The sequence below is a fragment of the uncultured Erythrobacter sp. genome, from assembly GCF_947499705.1.
Lineage (GTDB): Bacteria > Pseudomonadota > Alphaproteobacteria > Sphingomonadales > Sphingomonadaceae > Erythrobacter.
This window is the reverse complement of sequence record NZ_CANMPJ010000001.1, coordinates 1,920,771-1,935,684: the sequence shown is the minus strand read 5'-3', so window position 1 is coordinate 1,935,684 and position 14,914 is coordinate 1,920,771. Positions and strand designations below refer to the sequence as shown.

Sequence of the window (14,914 nt, the reverse complement as noted above, 5' to 3'; positions counted from 1 at the left end):
GAACACCACCTGACCGCCCTAGAGGTTTCGCCGTGATTGAAGCAAGAATGTTCCCACGATTGAAGGTCCTGTTGTTCGCATGGGTGATTGCGTTTGCCGCATTGGCAGGCGCGTCTGCGTTCGCGCAGGATACTGAGGAACCGCGCGAGGCTCGGTTCGGTGACGAGAATATCGCCGTACAATTGCTCGCCGATGGGCTGCCGCAGCCGGGCGAGGAATGGATGCTGGCGCTGAAATTCACGCCGAGCGCGCCCGAATGGCATGGATATTGGTCCAATCCCGGCGATGCGGGGCAGGGGATGCGGCTTGAGCTGGACCTGCCCGAAGGCTGGGAAATGGGCGAGGCGCTGTATCCGGTGCCTGAGCGGCTGCTGATTGGTGACCTGATGAACCACATCTATGAAGGGCAATACGCGGTGTTGGTGCCGGTGCGCGTGCCCGAGGATGCGGTGATCGAAGGCCTGCCGGACATTGGCGGCTATGTCGATTACCTGGCCTGCACGGACCGGGTCTGCGTGCCGCAGGATGCCGCTCTGACCATCGGGATGGGCGGCGACTTTGCGCGTTGGCAGGCGGAGGTTGCGCCTTTGCTGGATGCCAGTGCAACGTTTGAAGTTGCGAGCAGAAACCTGCGTCTTGCAATTCCGCTGCCCGAGGCAGTCGCACTCGCGGAACCGCACGTATTCGTCACAAATGAGCGCCTCGTTGACTACGCGGCCGTCCAGACATTCCGCCGCGATGGCGATATGCTGATAGTTGAAATCCCGCTTACCCAATATGACGCGGACGACCCAAGCGCGGTCGGCGGCATTCTGTCATTTGGCGACGAAGCTGGCGTTGAGTTTGGCGCGCTTCCCGGAGATGTTCCGACCGGTGGCTCGATGATAGCCGGACCCGTCAGTATGGCGAACACCCCGCCGCTCTGGACCCTGATCCTAGGCGCGCTGGCGGGCGGGTTGATCCTCAACATCATGCCCTGCGTGTTTCCGATCCTTAGCCTCAAAGCGTTGTCGTTGGCGCGCGCGGGTGAGAGCGAGGCCAAGGCGCGGGCTGAGGGCATCGCTTATACCGCTGGCGTGGTGCTGGCCTGCGTCGGGTTGGGCGCGTTGATGCTGGCGCTGCGGGAGGCTGGAGAACAGGTCGGCTGGGCGTTCCAGCTGCAAAGCCCAAGTGTCGTTATCATTCTGTTGGTGCTCGCGACGATCATCACAGCGAATTTCGGCGGGTTGTTCGAGCTGCCTTCGCTCAGCTTTACGCAGAGTGGTGAGCCGGCTGGAGCCTTCGCAACCGGGCTGCTCGCAGCCTTTGCAGCGACGCCGTGCACGGGGCCGTTTATGGCGGCAGCTCTGGGCGCGGCTTTGTTGCTGCCTGCGCCACTGGCGCTGCTGTTGTTCGCCATGCTCGGGCTGGGCCTCGCACTTCCATTCCTGCTGATCGGATTCGTTCCTGCGCTGCGGGGATTGCTGCCCAAGCCCGGTGCATGGATGGAGCGTTTCCGCCGGATCATGGCGATCCCGATGGGGCTGACAGCGCTGGCACTGATTTGGCTGACTGCGCAATTGGGCGGACGCGGCTTTGCGATGTTTGCCTTGGTGATGCTGCTTGGCATCGTGATCGCGCTGGGCGTGGTCGGGCGGCTGCAGCGCGCTGGCAAGATGGCGTGGCCCGCATTCGGATTGGTCGCTGCGCCGTTCCTGATCTTCGGAGCCTTTGCGCTGCCCTCCAGCTATGCCGCGCAAACCAGCGACCTGTCGGAATCGCTGCTCGCCCCGCGCGAGTTCAGCCGCGATGCGCTGGCAGAGGCGCGCGCTTCGGGCCAGCCGGTGTTCCTGTGGTTCACCGCCGACTGGTGTGTGACCTGTAAGGTGAATGAAAGCGTTGCGATCGAACGCGAAGCAACCGCGCAAGCCTTCGAGGATGCGGGCGTGATCGCAATGGTCGGCGACTGGACCGTGCGCGATGAGGAGATCACCGAATTCCTGACCCAGCAAGGCGCGGCGGGTGTGCCACTCTATTTGTGGTACGAACCCGGTGCTGAGGCGGAGCAATTGCCGCAGGTTTTGACGCCCGACATGCTTACGGAACGCGCCAAGGCTGAGCGTTAGCAATACGGACCCGTCAGGGTTCGCAAGCGCGACCGCGCGCCCGCAGCGATGCGACCTTCAGGTCGCGTGAGCGAGGAAATCGCGCGCCCGGATGGGCGTGCGGAACACTAAGACTCCCGGCACGCCGCGACAAGCTGCATTGGCAGCGGACTCGGATTGAGTGTCACCATTCCGGCACCGGGAATCGTGGCGGTAAACTGACGCGGCCCGGCAAGCGGCTCCCAATCCTCATCGCTCGCGGGATCCTCGCCCTGCCAGATCGTGCGCCCGGAAACCTCGGTCGCATCGACCTCCATCCGACCAATCGCGCCATTGCCAATGAGCGCAAGCATGGCACCCGCGCCTTCATCAGCAGGGCTCATGCGGGTAATGCGCAGGATGGGTTCTGGCCCGTCGCGGAGGCAGGCGAGCGCCAGCAAAGCAGGCTGACCCGGCACGCCGTAAATGATCCGCTCGCCCTCCGCGCTCTCTGCCCAGATGGCGTTCTCGGTTTCGGGTGAGGGCAGCGGATCGGAAGCGTATGTCGGTTCCTCCGCTGGCATATCCCGCCCCATATCCGCATCGGCAGGCGGCGGCTTGCAGGCGGCGATTAGGGCGAAAAGAGTTAGTGTGCCAACGTACCTCAATTAACCCTCACTTGAGCGCCATAACGATGAGCTGGCCAAATCCAATCAAAACTAGATTACCCATAAAAACAAGAGACGCGAACTCAAATTTCTTCAACTTCAGCTCCATTGAGGTCATTTCCTGTGACCGTTGGAGCACGAACTACGGGTTCGGTTTGGCTACGGCTATTTGTCTTTTCCGGTGGGTCGTGAATTCACCGCATCAAGGTTTCCCACCCATCCGCTTGTACCGCGTCTTGCCATAACGCGTCTTGCGCGTCCCGGGCCGCCCCGCATCCGAACGTCCGACCTTCGGCGCCTTCTTCTCGCTGTCCGGCAAGCCCAGCTCGTCATTCTCCAAGCGACGGATTTCATCGCGCAACCTGCCAGCTTCCTCGAACTCGAGGTTCGCAGCTGCGTCGCGCATGCGTTTTTCTAGGTCCTCAATGTACGCGCGCAGATTGTGGCCGACGAGGTTGTTGACCTCGTCATCGCCGGTGTCGACCACCACGCCGTCTTGCGAAGCGGTGTGGGCGACGATGTCGGCGATGTCGCGCTTGATGGTCGTCGGGGTGATGCCGTGTTCTTCGTTGTAAGCCTCTTGCTTGGCCCGGCGGCGGTCGGTCTCTGCCATCGCGCGTTCCATGCTGCCGGTGATCCGGTCTGCATAGAGGATCACCTTGCCATCGACGTTGCGCGCCGCGCGGCCGATGGTTTGGACCAGTGAGGTTTCGCTACGCAGGAAGCCTTCCTTGTCGGCATCAAGGATCGCGACCAGCCCGCATTCGGGAATGTCGAGGCCTTCGCGCAGCAGGTTGATCCCGATCAGCACGTCATAGACGCCAAGCCGCAGGTCACGGATAAGCTCGATACGCTCCAGTGTCTCGACATCGGAGTGCATGTAACGAACGCGCACGCCAGCCTCGTGCATGAATTCGGTCAGGTCCTCTGCCATCCGCTTGGTCAGCGTGGTGACGAGCGTGCGGTAGCCTTTCTTGGCGGTGGCGAGGCATTCCTGGATGCAATCCTGCACCTGGTCCTCGACCGGGCGGATTTCTACCGGAGGGTCGATCAGGCCGGTGGGGCGGATGACCTGCTCCGCGAAGACGCCGCCGGTCTGTTCCATCTCCCACGGGCCGGGTGTGGCTGAGACAGCGAAGGTCTGCGGGCGCATCGCGTCCCATTCGTTGAAGCGCAGCGGGCGGTTATCGATGCAGCTCGGCAGACGGAAGCCATACTCAGCCAGCGTAATTTTGCGGCGGTGATCGCCCTTCGACATCGCGCCGATCTGCGGCACCGTCTGGTGGCTTTCATCGACGAACAGCAGCGCGTTGTCGGGCAGATATTCGAACAGGGTGGGCGGCGGCTCGCCGGGCAGGCGTCCGGTGAGGAAGCGTGAATAGTTCTCGATCCCCGCGCAGGAGCCTGTCGCCGCGATCATCTCGAGATCGAAATTGGTGCGCTGCTCCAGTCGCTGGTGCTCGAGCAGTTTGCCTTCTTCCTCAAGCTCCTTGAGGCGGTGCTGAAGCTCGAATTTGATCGCTTCGGTCGCTTGTTTCATCGTCGGCCCGGGCGTTACGTAGTGCGAGTTCGCATAGACCCGCACCTTGTCGAGCGACGCGCCCTTCTTGCCCGTCAGCGGGTCGAATTCGCTGATTTCCTCGATCTCGTCCCCGAAGAAACTGATGCGCCAAGCCATGTCTTCATAGTGCGAGGGGAACAGCTCCAGATTGTCCCCGCGAACCCGGAAACAGCCGCGCGTAAAGGCCGCATCGTTGCGCTTGTATTGCAGCGCGACGAGCTTGCGGATCAGCTCACGCTGGTCGACTGTATCGTCTTTCTTGATGTCGAAGATCATCGCCGAATAGGTCTCGACTGATCCGATGCCATAGAGGCACGAGACCGACGCAACGATGATCACGTCGTCGCGTTCGAGCAGCGCACGGGTGGCCGAGTGGCGCATCCGGTCAATCGCCTCGTTCACGCTCGACTCTTTCTCAATGTACGTGTCGGAACGCGGGACGTAGGCTTCGGGTTGGTAGTAGTCGTAATAGCTGACGAAATACTCGACAGCGTTTTCGGGAAAGAAGCTCTTGAACTCGCCATAGAGCTGCGCGGCGAGGATCTTGTTGGGCGCGAGGATCAGGGCAGGGCGCTGCAATTCCTCGATCACCTTCGCCATGGTGAAAGTCTTGCCCGAACCGGTGACGCCTAGCAGCGTCTGGGTTTGCTCGCTATCACGTGCGCCGCCGACCAACTCCGCAATCGCGGTCGGCTGGTCACCCGAAGGTTCGTAGTCAGAGACAAGCTTGAACGGCCTGCCGCCGTCCATCTTTTCCGGGCGGTCGGGGCGATGCGGGGTGAAGTCTTCGCCGGTTTCGGGCTCTTCGAGACCGCGTCTGATCACAAGTTCTGACATAGGCGAACATATGGAGCACAAAGCATGCGTTGTGAAGTGGCGCGCTGCCCCCTAGCATGCCCGCAACGACATAAGGTCGCATCGAATCGAACAGTCTTGAGGAGATGCAATATGAAAACCTGGATACTTGGCGCAGGCGCACTGGCTGCTGCATTCGCGATTGCTGGCGCATCGTCGGGCGATCTTGCCGCGCAGCAGCTGGATGATGAAATGCGCCCGATGGCCGGGCAGTATCAGGCGGAGATGACGGTGCTTTCGATCGATATCCCCGATGCTCCGCCAGACATTGCCGGCATGATGACCTCGATGATGAATCGAAAGTTCAAATTCTGCCTGACACAGGCTGATGTGGATGAAGGCTTTCGCTCGGTCATGAACCAGTCACAGCAGGGTGATTGCAGCTACAGCCGGTTTAATGCGACAAATGGTAGGATCGACGCCGAAATGACCTGTGATGCCGGCGGAAACCCGATGACGATGGTGATGCAGGGCACCGGTTCGCCGACTTCGTCCGATGTCACGATGACAATGTCGGGCGATATGGGCATGGGGCCGGGAACGATCAAACTCAGAACGCAGAATCGGCGACTTGGCGATTGCTAGAGACCGCCGCTGAACGAATTGGATGGGAAGGGAAATCAGGAAAATGAAACCACTTGCAGCAATTGCCGCTTTGAGTGTCGCTCTCGCAGGGTGCGGGGGCAGTGATGTCACCACGGCGGAAGCAGATGCGGACGGCGATGGCGCAGTCAGCGTCAATGAAGCGGCCCAGATCGCTGCCGATAGCGGGCTCAAGCCGGAACCGGGCAAGTACAAGGTCGTGTCGGAAATGGGCGGCATGAAAACCAATGTCGAATATTGCCTGACGCCGGAGCAAGCCGAAGGCGGCTTCGAAAACATGATGCAGGAAGGCCAGCAGGGCGATTGCAGCTACGAAAAGTTCGAGCTCGCCGGAAACGATCTGGATGCAGTGCTGACTTGCGACATGGATGGCGGTCAGATGCGGATGGAAATGGCTGGTACTGTCGGATCGACCTCGTCCGATCTCGAAATGAAGATCAGCGGGGCAATGGGCGGCATTAATGTCGATATGACCTCAAAGATGAAGCAAGAGCGTATCGGCGACTGCGACGAGTAAACGGCCTGAAAAGGGTGACGTGCGCTCCGGAATGGAAACGCTAACCGGTTAAGCCGAAACCATTTGCTTCACGTAGCATTCACTCCTCGGAGGTAATGTTACGTTTCTATGGCAACGCGCGCACCCTTTTCTGGTCTCACCGACATAGTCCGCGGCGATGGCGAACTCGCACGCCGGGTCGCCTTGGCGCGTGAAGACCGCGCCGATGAAGAGCACGGCAAGCCGCGTTTCTACCGGATGTGGGCGGAGCTCGACATTCTGGCTGAACCCGCGCGCCGGATGGTGCGCCGGCTCGATATTCCGCGCAGTGAGAACCCCAAGACGGTTTTGGTATTGCCCGGTTTCGCCGCGCATCCGCGCAAGCTGCGCTATCTCGCACAGCAGATCGAGCGGGCGGGGCACGATACGAAACGCTGGGGGCAGGGCCGCAATTGGGGCCCGACGCCAGAGCGGATTGCGCAACTCGAAGAGCGCTTGCTCGAAGTGCACGAGCGCGCCGAGGAACCGGTTGTGCTACTCGGATGGAGCCTTGGCGGGATTTACGCCCGCGAACTGGCGAGCCGTCATCCGGATGCCGTTTCGAAGGTCATCACCATGGGCTCGCCTTTTTCCGGCAGCCCGCGCGCTAACAATGTGTGGCGGGCCTATCAGTTCATCACCGGCCATCAGGTCGATTGCCCTCCGATCGAAACCGACGTCTCGGCCAAGCCTCCGGTTGAAACTGTGGCCTTGTGGAGCCCGAACGACGGCATGATCGCGCCGCGCTGCGCCGCTGGCCTGCCTGGCGAACGCGACCGAGCGGTGGCGATGCGTTGCACCCATGTCGGATTTACCTACGCACCGGAGGTGATCCATGCCGTGCTTGCGGAACTAGAACGCGCTTGAACCTTTCCTTTTGAAACGGGGCGGTTACAACCGTCTCCCGTGATGCAGTCTCACCTGCGGGGATAGATGGTCGGCGACGAACCGGGGAAACCCAGAAATTTCGATGAAATGTTCGATGCCGGGGGGCAGACGCGTCCCGCCTATGCGGAATACTGCGACTGGTACGATGACCAGGAAAAAGGCTGGCTTCAGCGCAAGAACAACGAAGCCGATGAGAGCTTCCGTCGCACCGGGATTACCTTCAATGTTTACGGCGAGGACGAGGCCGAAGAACGGCTGATCCCGTTCGACATGGTGCCGCGGATCATTACCGCTGGCGAATGGCGGCGTTTGACGCGTGGGATTGAGCAGCGGGTCAGGGCCCTCAACAGCTTCCTCTACGATCTGTATCACCGGCAAGAGATCATTCGCGCCGGGCGCGTGCCGGAGCGGTTGTTCCGGAACAACGCCGCATGGTTGCCCAATATGGTCGGCTTCACGCCGCCGGGGGGGATATACACCCACATCGTCGGCATCGATCTGGTACGGACCGGGCCGGACGAGTTTTTCGTGCTCGAAGACAATGCCCGCACTCCGTCGGGGGTCTCCTACATGCTGGAAAACCGCGAGACGATGATGGCGATGTTCCCGGACCTGTTCAGCAAGATCCCGGTTGAAAGCGTCTCCAACTATCCGCGCCGTCTTGCGCGCTCGCTCGCAGCCTGCGCTCCCGCTGCAACGGAAGGCAAGCCGACGGTCGCCGTGTTGACGCCGGGGATCTACAATTCAGCCTATTTCGAGCACGCCTTCCTCGCCGATCAGATGGGCGCGGAACTGGTCGAAGGAAGCGATTTGCGCGTCGTCAATGGCCGGGTGCAGATGCGCACCACGCGCGGTTACAAACCGATCGACGTGCTCTATCGCCGGGTCGATGACGATTATCTCGATCCGCTGACTTTCGAGCCTGACAGCGTGCTCGGCGTGCCGGGTATCATGGATGTGTACCGCGCGGGCGGGATCACGATTGCCAATGCGCCGGGTACCGGCGTGTCGGACGACAAGGCGATCTACAGCTTCATGCCGGAGATCGTCGAATTCTACACCGGTGAGAAACCGCTGCTGCCGAATGTGCAGACATGGCGCTGCGCCGATCCGGACAGCTTGGGCTATGTGCTGGACAATCTCGAAGAGCTGGTGGTGAAGGAAGTCCATGGGTCCGGCGGCTACGGGATGCTGATCGGCCCGACTGCGAGCAAGAAAGAGATCAAGGCATTCCGCGCCAAGCTTGAATCCAACCCGGAGAACTACATCGCGCAGCCGACACTCTCGCTCTCGACCTGTCCGATCTACACCAAGAAGGGCCTCGCGCCGCGCCACGTCGATCTACGGCCCTTCGTACTGGTGTCACCCAATGGGATCGATATCACGCCGGGCGGGCTGACCCGCGTCGCGCTCAAGGAAGGGTCGCTGGTGGTCAATTCGAGCCAGGGCGGCGGCACCAAGGATACGTGGGTGTTGAAGGACTGATGCCCAGAGGACCATCATGTTAGGTAGAACCGCAAACGGACTGTTCTGGATGTTCCGCTATCTTGAGCGGGCGGAGAATACGGCGCGACTGCTTGAGGCCGGGCTGCGGATGGCGCTGACAAGAGATGTCGCAACCGCAAAGGAAGAGTGGCGCTCGGTCATCGCAACCTCTGGCCAGCGCGCAGCCTACGAAGCGGAGAATGAGGGATACGAAGGCAATCAGGTCTGGAACTTCATGCTGCGCGACAAGGGCAATCCGGCCAATGTCCGCGAGATGTTCGGCGCTGTGCGGCAGAATGCCCGCGTAGCCCGTACCAATATCTCCAGCGAAGTTTGGGAAGCAGTCAATGAAAGTTGGATGGCTCTCGACACAAAGCTGGCCCGCCCGGTGGGGCAAGTCTCGGTCGGCGATGTTCTGGCGACGATCAGGCGCGCAGGCACGCAGGTGCATGGCGCGTTCGACGGCTCAATGCTGCGCAACGAAGCGTTCCACTTCGCCCGTGCAGGTACATTTGTGGAGCGGGCGGAGAGTACGGCGCGTATCCTTGACCTCAAATACTACCTGCTGCTCCCCTCGCTTTCTTATGTCGGATCAAGCGTTGATAGCGGGCAGTGGGATCAGGTCTTGCGCTCGGTGGCGGGCGCTCGGTCCTATACTTTTCTCAACGCCGGAAACATCGATGCGCGCGGGATCGTCGAATTTCTGGTGTTGGATGATCGCTTTCCGCGCAGCCTTGCATTCTGCCGCGGCGCACTTCGCACCAGCCTGGCGGAACTGGCAAAGATGCATGGGCAAGAAGGGCGCTGCAACGAGCTGATGCGGGCTGCCGACATCCATATCAACGACTTCACCGTCGAGGAGATATTCGAACAGGGGCTGCATGAGTTCCTAGTCGATTTCATGGTCCGCAATGGGGCGATCGCCGAAGCCATTGGCGAAGACTACCGGTTTCTCGCCTAGGGGGCAGCGACGATGAGACTATCGATCCGTCATACCACGCATTACGCCTTCTCCGATCCGGTGGTGCACGGCCTGCAGCGACTGCGGCTGACGCCGAAAGAGACGCAAGGTCAGCAGATCCTTGATTGGCAAATGGCGTATGAAAACGCTCAGACCGAGCTTGAGTACGAAGATCAGAATTACAACACGGTCACCCTTATCGCGGTCGAGCCCGGCGCGCGGGAAGTGACGGTAACGTGCAGTGGGACAGTCGAAACCGAGGATCATTCCGGCGTGATCGGGCGGCATTCGGGGCATATGCCACTTTGGAGCTTCATGGGGCAGACCAAGTTGACCAAACCAGGACCCAAGATGCGCGCACTGGTTCGCGATATTCCCGGACCTGAAGACGGCGCAAAGCTTGATTACCTGCACGCCTTGTCCGCGCGCATTCTCGAAGAGGTCAGCTACCAGACCGGCACGACTGGAGCGAGCACCACCGCTGAGGAAGCCGCGGCGAATGGCAGCGGCGTGTGTCAGGATCACGCGCACATCTTCATCGGCGCGGCCCGAGCGGCGGATATACCCGCGCGCTATGTCAGCGGCTATCTGATGATGAACGACAGGATCGAACAAGAGGCCACACATGCGTGGGCAGAGGCGCATATCGATGGGCTGGGCTGGGTTGGGTTCGACATTTCGAACGGCATCAGCCCGGACCCCCGCTATGTCCGCGTTGCCACCGGGCGCGACTACAATGACGCCTCGCCTGTCACTGGGATCAGCTTTGGAACCAGCGAGCAGCGGCTGACCGTTGGCGTCGCGGTCGAACAGCACCAAGAGCAATAGTTTTTGCGCCCTCAAGCGCCGGGCGCAGCGCATCCGCGCTGCTTGGCTACGGCCTGACCGGCCGGCGCGCGGTCGCTTTGACTGCCGTGACCAAGAATTAAACGGCTGCGCAGCAGCCGCAAGGGCGACCGCCCGCCCGCAGCGATGCGACCTTTAGGTCGCGTGAGCAAGGATATCGCGCGCCGGATGGCGTGCGGAAAACAAAAGACTTATCCGCAAAGCTCCGCTAGCCGACGCGCAATTGTTCGCGGAGAATCGAAATGACGTACTGTGTTGGAATGGTGCTCGATAAGGGCCTCGTCCTGATGAGCGACACGCGCACCAATTCGGGCGTCGACAATATCTCGGTGTTTCGCAAGATGTTCCATTGGAACGTGCCGGGTGAGCGCATGATCGCGGTGATGACCGCGGGCAATCTCGCGACGACCCAGGCGGTCGTCAGTCAGCTCGAAGAGCGCACCAAGCAACCGGACGAGCGCGAGACCACTCTGCTCAACGGCCAGACCATGTTCAATGTCGTCACCGAAATCGGCCGGTTGCTGCGCAAGACCATCGAAGAAGCCCAGAAATCGAACGGTGATCGCGGCAAAGGGCGCTTCACCGCATCGATCATTGTCGCCGGCCAGATCAAAGGCATGGAGCCGCGTCTGTTCATGATCTACCCGGAAGGCAACTTCATCGAAGCCAGTTGGGATACGCCGTTCTTTCAGATTGGGGAGACCAAGTATGGCCGCCCGATTATCATTCGCGGCTATGATCGCGACATGAGCTTTGAAGACGCGACCAAACTGCTGATGGTTTCCTTTGACTCAACGCTCAAAGCCAATCTCTCCGTAGGTCTTCCGCTCGATCTGCTCATAATCGAGAAGGACAAGTTCGAACCGCATCACGAACACCGCGTTACGCACGACGATCCGTATTTCGATGCAATCTCGTCGGGGTGGGGCGCAGCGCTGCGCAACGCGTTTCATTCGCTGCCCGACTATAGCTTTAAGACCAAATAGCGCTCTGCTGAGACGGGTCGAAGGGTGATTCTCCGTAGAGTGATCCAATAGTCAAGTTCGTTTTGGACCGTAGTTTTTCCCGGTTTTTCAGGGATTTTCCTAAGAGTTAACGACACATTGCTCCGTTTCGGGGGAGGTCTGACGTGTATTCGCGGGAATTTCTGTCCATCCGTTAAGCATGTTACGCAAAGCAACGCTTCACTTCATTGACTCCTCAAGTCGGCATCGCGCCGAATTGGCCAGGGTCGGGTTCTCACTAGGTCACCATGCAGAAGTGTACGGAGATCTATCGGAATTATCGGTGCACCCGCCGCGAGAAGGAATCATCATCGCTCGCGACACGATCGAGGATGGTGGAGTGTCCACGGCGCTGGAGCGCCTAACCCGCTTGGGTATCTGGTTGCCGCTGATCGCAGTTGATGCGCAGCCGCGTCCAACGCGGATCGTCGAAGCGATAAAAGCTGGGGCACTCGACTATCTTTCTCTGCCGCTCGATCCCGATCGGTTCAATCGATGTCTCACCAGAATTGCCAAGGAAGCTGAGGAGTTTGGAGAAGCACGCCGCAAGATGATCGAAGCGCGTGATCGGATTTCAAGTCTTTCACAGCGGGAGCGAGAAGTGCTCGATTGGCTCTCTGAGGGTAGCAGCAACAAGGTAATTGCTCGCGAGCTCGAAATCAGCCCGCGGACGGTTGAGATCCACCGTGCCAACATGATGAATAAGCTCGGCGCTAGGCACGCTGCCGAGGCGGTACGGCTAAAGCTTGAAGCCGCGCTGGAAGATCAAAACACAGTGCCAAAGATCCGCGCATAAGCGGCCTGTCCAAGCGGTCAGCTTCGGTTGGCCAGCGACCCAAAAGACTAAGGGCCTCGTCAATCGCGCATTCCCAGCGCAGTGGCGAGGCCGACTTTTTGCCAACGTGTTGGTGGTGAAAATCGCTTAGCGGCAGAACTTTGCGCCGGTTCCTTCGAGATGGAAGTGATCTTCATGCGCCGAATTGTAGTCCGGGCCGAGAACCGTGCCGAAGCGCTTGCAGGCGCTCTTGTGCACCACACGCAGGAATTCGCGCTCTGCCGCGCTTCCGCCATCCCAATCCGATTTGAGCACGATCCGGCGACCATCCTCGAGCACAAAGCCTGAGACATCGACTGCCTCTGCGCGGGCATGGGCAGAGCGGCGCTCGGTCCCCGCGACATTGCGGCAGGCGTAGCTGCCCATCGTCTCAACCCGCTTGAGCGGGCTGCCGAGGATTTCGCGTGCTGCGCGGTCAACGCCGAACCGGATCCAGGCGCTAAATGTGTTCGCAGTCTTGCATTGCAGCGGACCGACATTGCTGATCCCGAACAGGCCTTGGTCGCCTGACAATGCGGACAATTGCACCGTTCCCAGCTTGTTGCAGCCCGGCGCGGCGTAGGTGTCGGGGATCGGATCGAAGCGCGCACCGGCGGCGTTCAACTGGGCGATGCACTGCATGTCCCCCGAACTGATGGCCGCACGCTGCGGCGTCGACGCCACTCGCCGGATTGGGGGCAAGCTGACCCGCGACGTGTTGCTGCCAGTGCTCGCGCTGCTAGCTGTGCCCGAGCTTGGTGCTTTCCCGGTAGGGATGATGCCGCCGCAACCGGCCAGCGCAAGCGCACCGGCGAGGATCGGCAAGACCTGAAGATTCCTGAGGCGTTTCATACCTAAGGACTATTGCGTGAATTTGGTTAACGGACCGGGAACTCTCAGCGTTAACCAAGTCTTACCGCAGCATTACGGGATATTCCGTGCCAAAAGCGCGGTCAGCGTCTTGGCCTTGGCACAGCGTTCAGGGCAATTCGTCGGCGACTTGTTCCCAGAGCTCGATTTTCACGCCATTAGGGTCAAGGATCCAGGCGAATTTGCCATAGCCTTCATCGGCGGTGTCGAGCACTTCGACGTCCTTTTCCTTGAGCTGCTCGCAAAAGCCATCGAGATCGACCACGCGAAGGTTGATCATGAACCCGCCTTTGCCCGGCTGGATGTACTTGTCGTCGGCGAAATGGCTGACCAGTGAATAGGGGTTTTCTTTCGGATCGTCGGCCCAGGCGAATTGCGGGCCGTATGTTCCGTCTACACCTAGCATGTCGCGATACCAGGCCCGGGTCGCTTCGGGGTCTGCGGCGACATAGAAGATGCCGCCCAATCCGGTTACGCGTGGTCCTTCGCTCATCACTTTCCCTCCAATGACGCGGGACGACTCGGCCCCCGGTTGCGATCCCAGCACCAAATGTGGCGGATCGAGGGGAGGTAGGAAAGGGGGTGGGCGGATCAAAAACGCGTTGTGAACTCGATGAGACCCTGTGGCAGCGTATCAAGCAGGGCGATCTCGATCACCTTGTCGAATCCAGTCAGCACCATCAGACCCACCACCAGCAACGCCGCTCCGAACAGAGGCTTGCCATACTTCGCCAGCGTCTGAAGCACCGTGCGGCGTTCACCCAGCGCCTTGCGTGAGCCATAGGCGAAGGCGAGGATCGAGGTCGCCACGCCCAGCCCGAAGACGAGGAAAATCACGAAGCTGCTGAGCAGGTTCTCGCCCGTGCTCGCTGCCGCAATCGCCACGCCCAAGGTCGGCCCGACACACGGAGCCCAGACCAGCCCGAGCAGCAGGCCAATCGCGTATTGTCCGCCAGCACCGTCTCCGCTGATCTGCGCGAGCCGCCTGTTGCCCGCATTTGCAATCGGAGCCGCCGCCGCCGACAGCGCCGCCTGTGCTTGCGGCACCAGCAGGACCACGCCCGCCACTGCCAACAGTCCGCCCGCCAGCGTCCGCACCAGTTGTTCGTTGATCCCGAGCGAATAGCCGAACGCGATCACCGTGAAGCCGAACAGCGTGAAGCTTGTCACCAGCCCGGCAGCCAGCGCCAGCGGGCCGATGCGGCTCTTACCCAGTGCCGAGGCGACCAGTATCGGCACCAGCGGCAACACGCAGGGGTTGAGGATCGTCACGAGGCCCGCGACGAAAGAGAGGGCAATGCTGCCGAGCATGATGGGGTTAGCCTGACCGAGAGGAAAGCGCGCTTAGAGCGCGTTCAGCACCGCGCTACGCAGGGCGCTACGGTTGGTCTGAGCGATCGAACGGGCGACTTCCTTCTTGCCCTTGAACACCAGTACGGTCGACTGGCGCGGGACGCGGTGGCGGCGCAGAAACGCTTTCTCGTCATCGAAATTAACCTTCACGAACAGCGTGTTGCCGTTCTGGCGTTCTTTGCGCAGTTCATCGAGGATCGGCGCCTGCGCGCGGCAGGTCGGGCACCAATCGGCATAGACATCGACCACAATGGTCTTGCCCTTGCCTTGCGCCATCACGAACTCGGCTTCGTTATAGGTCTGCCAACCGGACGCGCTTGACTGCGCGGAAAGCTGCATGGCGCCGACAACAAGCGCGCCGATGGCTGCGATAAGGGTGAAGAGGCGAAACATGTACTTAGTACTCCA

16 protein-coding genes are annotated in these 14,914 nt (G+C 60.5%); 10 read left to right on the top strand and 6 right to left on the bottom strand.

All coding sequences use genetic code 11. The features are described 5' to 3' along the window. Positions 1 to 32: 32 nt before the first annotated feature. Positions 33 to 2,105, top strand: coding sequence for a thioredoxin family protein (locus Q0837_RS09295; protein WP_298467970.1), 2,073 nt, complete (start codon positions 33 to 35; stop codon positions 2,103 to 2,105). A 107-nt stretch (positions 2,106 to 2,212) separates the two neighbouring features. Here Q0837_RS09295 and Q0837_RS09290 read toward each other — a convergent pair whose 3' ends face one another. Together Q0837_RS09290 and uvrB are read right to left on the bottom strand one after the other, a co-directional pair. Next, positions 2,213 to 2,659 carry a hypothetical protein gene (locus Q0837_RS09290; RefSeq protein ID WP_298467967.1) on the bottom strand — a complete coding sequence of 149 codons (447 nt, stop codon included), beginning with the start codon at positions 2,657 to 2,659 and terminating at the stop codon, positions 2,213 to 2,215. A 274-nt stretch (positions 2,660 to 2,933) separates the two neighbouring features. After that, on the bottom strand, positions 2,934 to 5,129 hold the full coding sequence (gene uvrB, locus Q0837_RS09285) for an excinuclease ABC subunit UvrB (protein WP_298467964.1): 2,196 nt from the start codon (positions 5,127 to 5,129) through the stop codon (positions 2,934 to 2,936). Between the two features lie 111 nt (positions 5,130 to 5,240). On the opposite strand from uvrB, the gene Q0837_RS09280 reads away from it, so the two are divergent. From Q0837_RS09280 to Q0837_RS09245, 8 genes are all read left to right on the top strand, one after another. Then, positions 5,241 to 5,732 carry a DUF3617 domain-containing protein gene (locus Q0837_RS09280; RefSeq protein WP_298467961.1) on the top strand — a complete coding sequence of 164 codons (492 nt, stop codon included), beginning with the start codon at positions 5,241 to 5,243 and terminating at the stop codon, positions 5,730 to 5,732. Between the two features lie 43 nt (positions 5,733 to 5,775). Beyond that, on the top strand, positions 5,776 to 6,267 hold the full coding sequence (locus Q0837_RS09275) for a DUF3617 domain-containing protein (RefSeq protein WP_298467958.1): 492 nt from the start codon (positions 5,776 to 5,778) through the stop codon (positions 6,265 to 6,267). A 108-nt stretch (positions 6,268 to 6,375) separates the two neighbouring features. Further along, positions 6,376 to 7,152 (top strand): alpha/beta fold hydrolase, encoded by a 777-nt coding sequence (locus Q0837_RS09270; protein WP_298467955.1) that lies wholly within the window; start codon positions 6,376 to 6,378, stop codon positions 7,150 to 7,152. A gap of 66 nt (positions 7,153 to 7,218) precedes the next feature. Beyond that, positions 7,219 to 8,658 carry a circularly permuted type 2 ATP-grasp protein gene (locus Q0837_RS09265; protein WP_298467953.1) on the top strand — a complete coding sequence of 480 codons (1,440 nt, stop codon included), beginning with the start codon at positions 7,219 to 7,221 and terminating at the stop codon, positions 8,656 to 8,658. 16 nt (positions 8,659 to 8,674) lie between these two features. Continuing rightward, on the top strand, positions 8,675 to 9,619 hold the full coding sequence (locus tag Q0837_RS09260; protein ID WP_298467951.1) for an alpha-E domain-containing protein: 945 nt from the start codon (positions 8,675 to 8,677) through the stop codon (positions 9,617 to 9,619). A gap of 12 nt (positions 9,620 to 9,631) precedes the next feature. Further along, the gene (locus Q0837_RS09255; RefSeq protein ID WP_298467948.1) at positions 9,632 to 10,447 is read left to right on the top strand and encodes a transglutaminase family protein; all 816 of its coding nucleotides are present in this window, start codon (positions 9,632 to 9,634) and stop codon (positions 10,445 to 10,447) included. Positions 10,448 to 10,707: 260 nt separating this feature from the next. After that, the gene (locus Q0837_RS09250; RefSeq protein ID WP_298467946.1) at positions 10,708 to 11,451 is read left to right on the top strand and encodes a proteasome-type protease; all 744 of its coding nucleotides are present in this window, start codon (positions 10,708 to 10,710) and stop codon (positions 11,449 to 11,451) included. A gap of 274 nt (positions 11,452 to 11,725) precedes the next feature. Next, positions 11,726 to 12,265 carry a LuxR C-terminal-related transcriptional regulator gene (locus tag Q0837_RS09245; RefSeq protein ID WP_366519697.1) on the top strand — a complete coding sequence of 180 codons (540 nt, stop codon included), beginning with the start codon at positions 11,726 to 11,728 and terminating at the stop codon, positions 12,263 to 12,265. A 126-nt stretch (positions 12,266 to 12,391) separates the two neighbouring features. Here the strand turns inward: Q0837_RS09245 and Q0837_RS09240 are convergent, their stop codons facing one another. Next, on the bottom strand, positions 12,392 to 12,925 hold the full coding sequence (locus tag Q0837_RS09240) for an extensin family protein (protein ID WP_366519696.1): 534 nt from the start codon (positions 12,923 to 12,925) through the stop codon (positions 12,392 to 12,394). Here Q0837_RS09240 and Q0837_RS09235 point away from each other — a divergent pair. Next, positions 12,924 to 13,115, top strand: a complete 192-nt coding sequence (locus Q0837_RS09235) for a hypothetical protein (protein WP_298469918.1) — start codon at positions 12,924 to 12,926, stop codon at positions 13,113 to 13,115. The genes Q0837_RS09240 and Q0837_RS09235 overlap by 2 nt on opposite strands. A 147-nt stretch (positions 13,116 to 13,262) precedes the next feature. Here the strand turns inward: Q0837_RS09235 and Q0837_RS09230 are convergent, their stop codons facing one another. From Q0837_RS09230 to Q0837_RS09220, 3 genes are all read right to left on the bottom strand, one after another. Continuing rightward, the gene (locus Q0837_RS09230) at positions 13,263 to 13,646 is read right to left on the bottom strand and encodes a VOC family protein (RefSeq protein WP_298467939.1); all 384 of its coding nucleotides are present in this window, start codon (positions 13,644 to 13,646) and stop codon (positions 13,263 to 13,265) included. Between the two features lie 98 nt (positions 13,647 to 13,744). Beyond that, complete coding sequence (locus tag Q0837_RS09225) at positions 13,745 to 14,464, bottom strand: cytochrome c biogenesis CcdA family protein (protein WP_298467938.1); 720 nt, start codon at positions 14,462 to 14,464, stop codon at positions 13,745 to 13,747. Positions 14,465 to 14,497: 33 nt separating this feature from the next. Beyond that, positions 14,498 to 14,899 (bottom strand): thioredoxin family protein, encoded by a 402-nt coding sequence (locus Q0837_RS09220; protein ID WP_298467936.1) that lies wholly within the window; start codon positions 14,897 to 14,899, stop codon positions 14,498 to 14,500. Positions 14,900 to 14,914 lie beyond the last annotated feature (15 nt).

Bases quoted from the DNA above. Each gene is read 5' to 3' on its own strand.
- Q0837_RS09290 (WP_298467967.1), bottom strand. From the start codon at position 2,659: ATGGGGCGGGATATGCCAGCGGAGGAACCGACATACGCTTCCGATCCG.
- Q0837_RS09235 (WP_298469918.1), top strand. From the start codon at position 12,924: ATGTCCCCCGAACTGATGGCCGCACGCTGCGGCGTCGACGCCACTCGC.
- uvrB (WP_298467964.1), bottom strand. From the start codon at position 5,129: ATGTCAGAACTTGTGATCAGACGCGGTCTCGAAGAGCCCGAAACCGGC.
- Q0837_RS09250 (WP_298467946.1), top strand. From the start codon at position 10,708: ATGACGTACTGTGTTGGAATGGTGCTCGATAAGGGCCTCGTCCTGATG.
- Q0837_RS09240 (WP_366519696.1), bottom strand. From the start codon at position 12,925: ATGCAGTGCATCGCCCAGTTGAACGCCGCCGGTGCGCGCTTCGATCCG.
- Q0837_RS09270 (WP_298467955.1), top strand. From the start codon at position 6,376: ATGGCAACGCGCGCACCCTTTTCTGGTCTCACCGACATAGTCCGCGGC.
- Q0837_RS09275 (WP_298467958.1), top strand. From the start codon at position 5,776: ATGAAACCACTTGCAGCAATTGCCGCTTTGAGTGTCGCTCTCGCAGGG.
- Q0837_RS09280 (WP_298467961.1), top strand. From the start codon at position 5,241: ATGAAAACCTGGATACTTGGCGCAGGCGCACTGGCTGCTGCATTCGCG.
- Q0837_RS09260 (WP_298467951.1), top strand. From the start codon at position 8,675: ATGTTAGGTAGAACCGCAAACGGACTGTTCTGGATGTTCCGCTATCTT.
- Q0837_RS09255 (WP_298467948.1), top strand. From the start codon at position 9,632: ATGAGACTATCGATCCGTCATACCACGCATTACGCCTTCTCCGATCCG.
- Q0837_RS09225 (WP_298467938.1), bottom strand. From the start codon at position 14,464: ATGCTCGGCAGCATTGCCCTCTCTTTCGTCGCGGGCCTCGTGACGATC.
- Q0837_RS09220 (WP_298467936.1), bottom strand. From the start codon at position 14,899: ATGTTTCGCCTCTTCACCCTTATCGCAGCCATCGGCGCGCTTGTTGTC.
- Q0837_RS09265 (WP_298467953.1), top strand. From the start codon at position 7,219: ATGGTCGGCGACGAACCGGGGAAACCCAGAAATTTCGATGAAATGTTC.
- Q0837_RS09230 (WP_298467939.1), bottom strand. From the start codon at position 13,646: ATGAGCGAAGGACCACGCGTAACCGGATTGGGCGGCATCTTCTATGTC.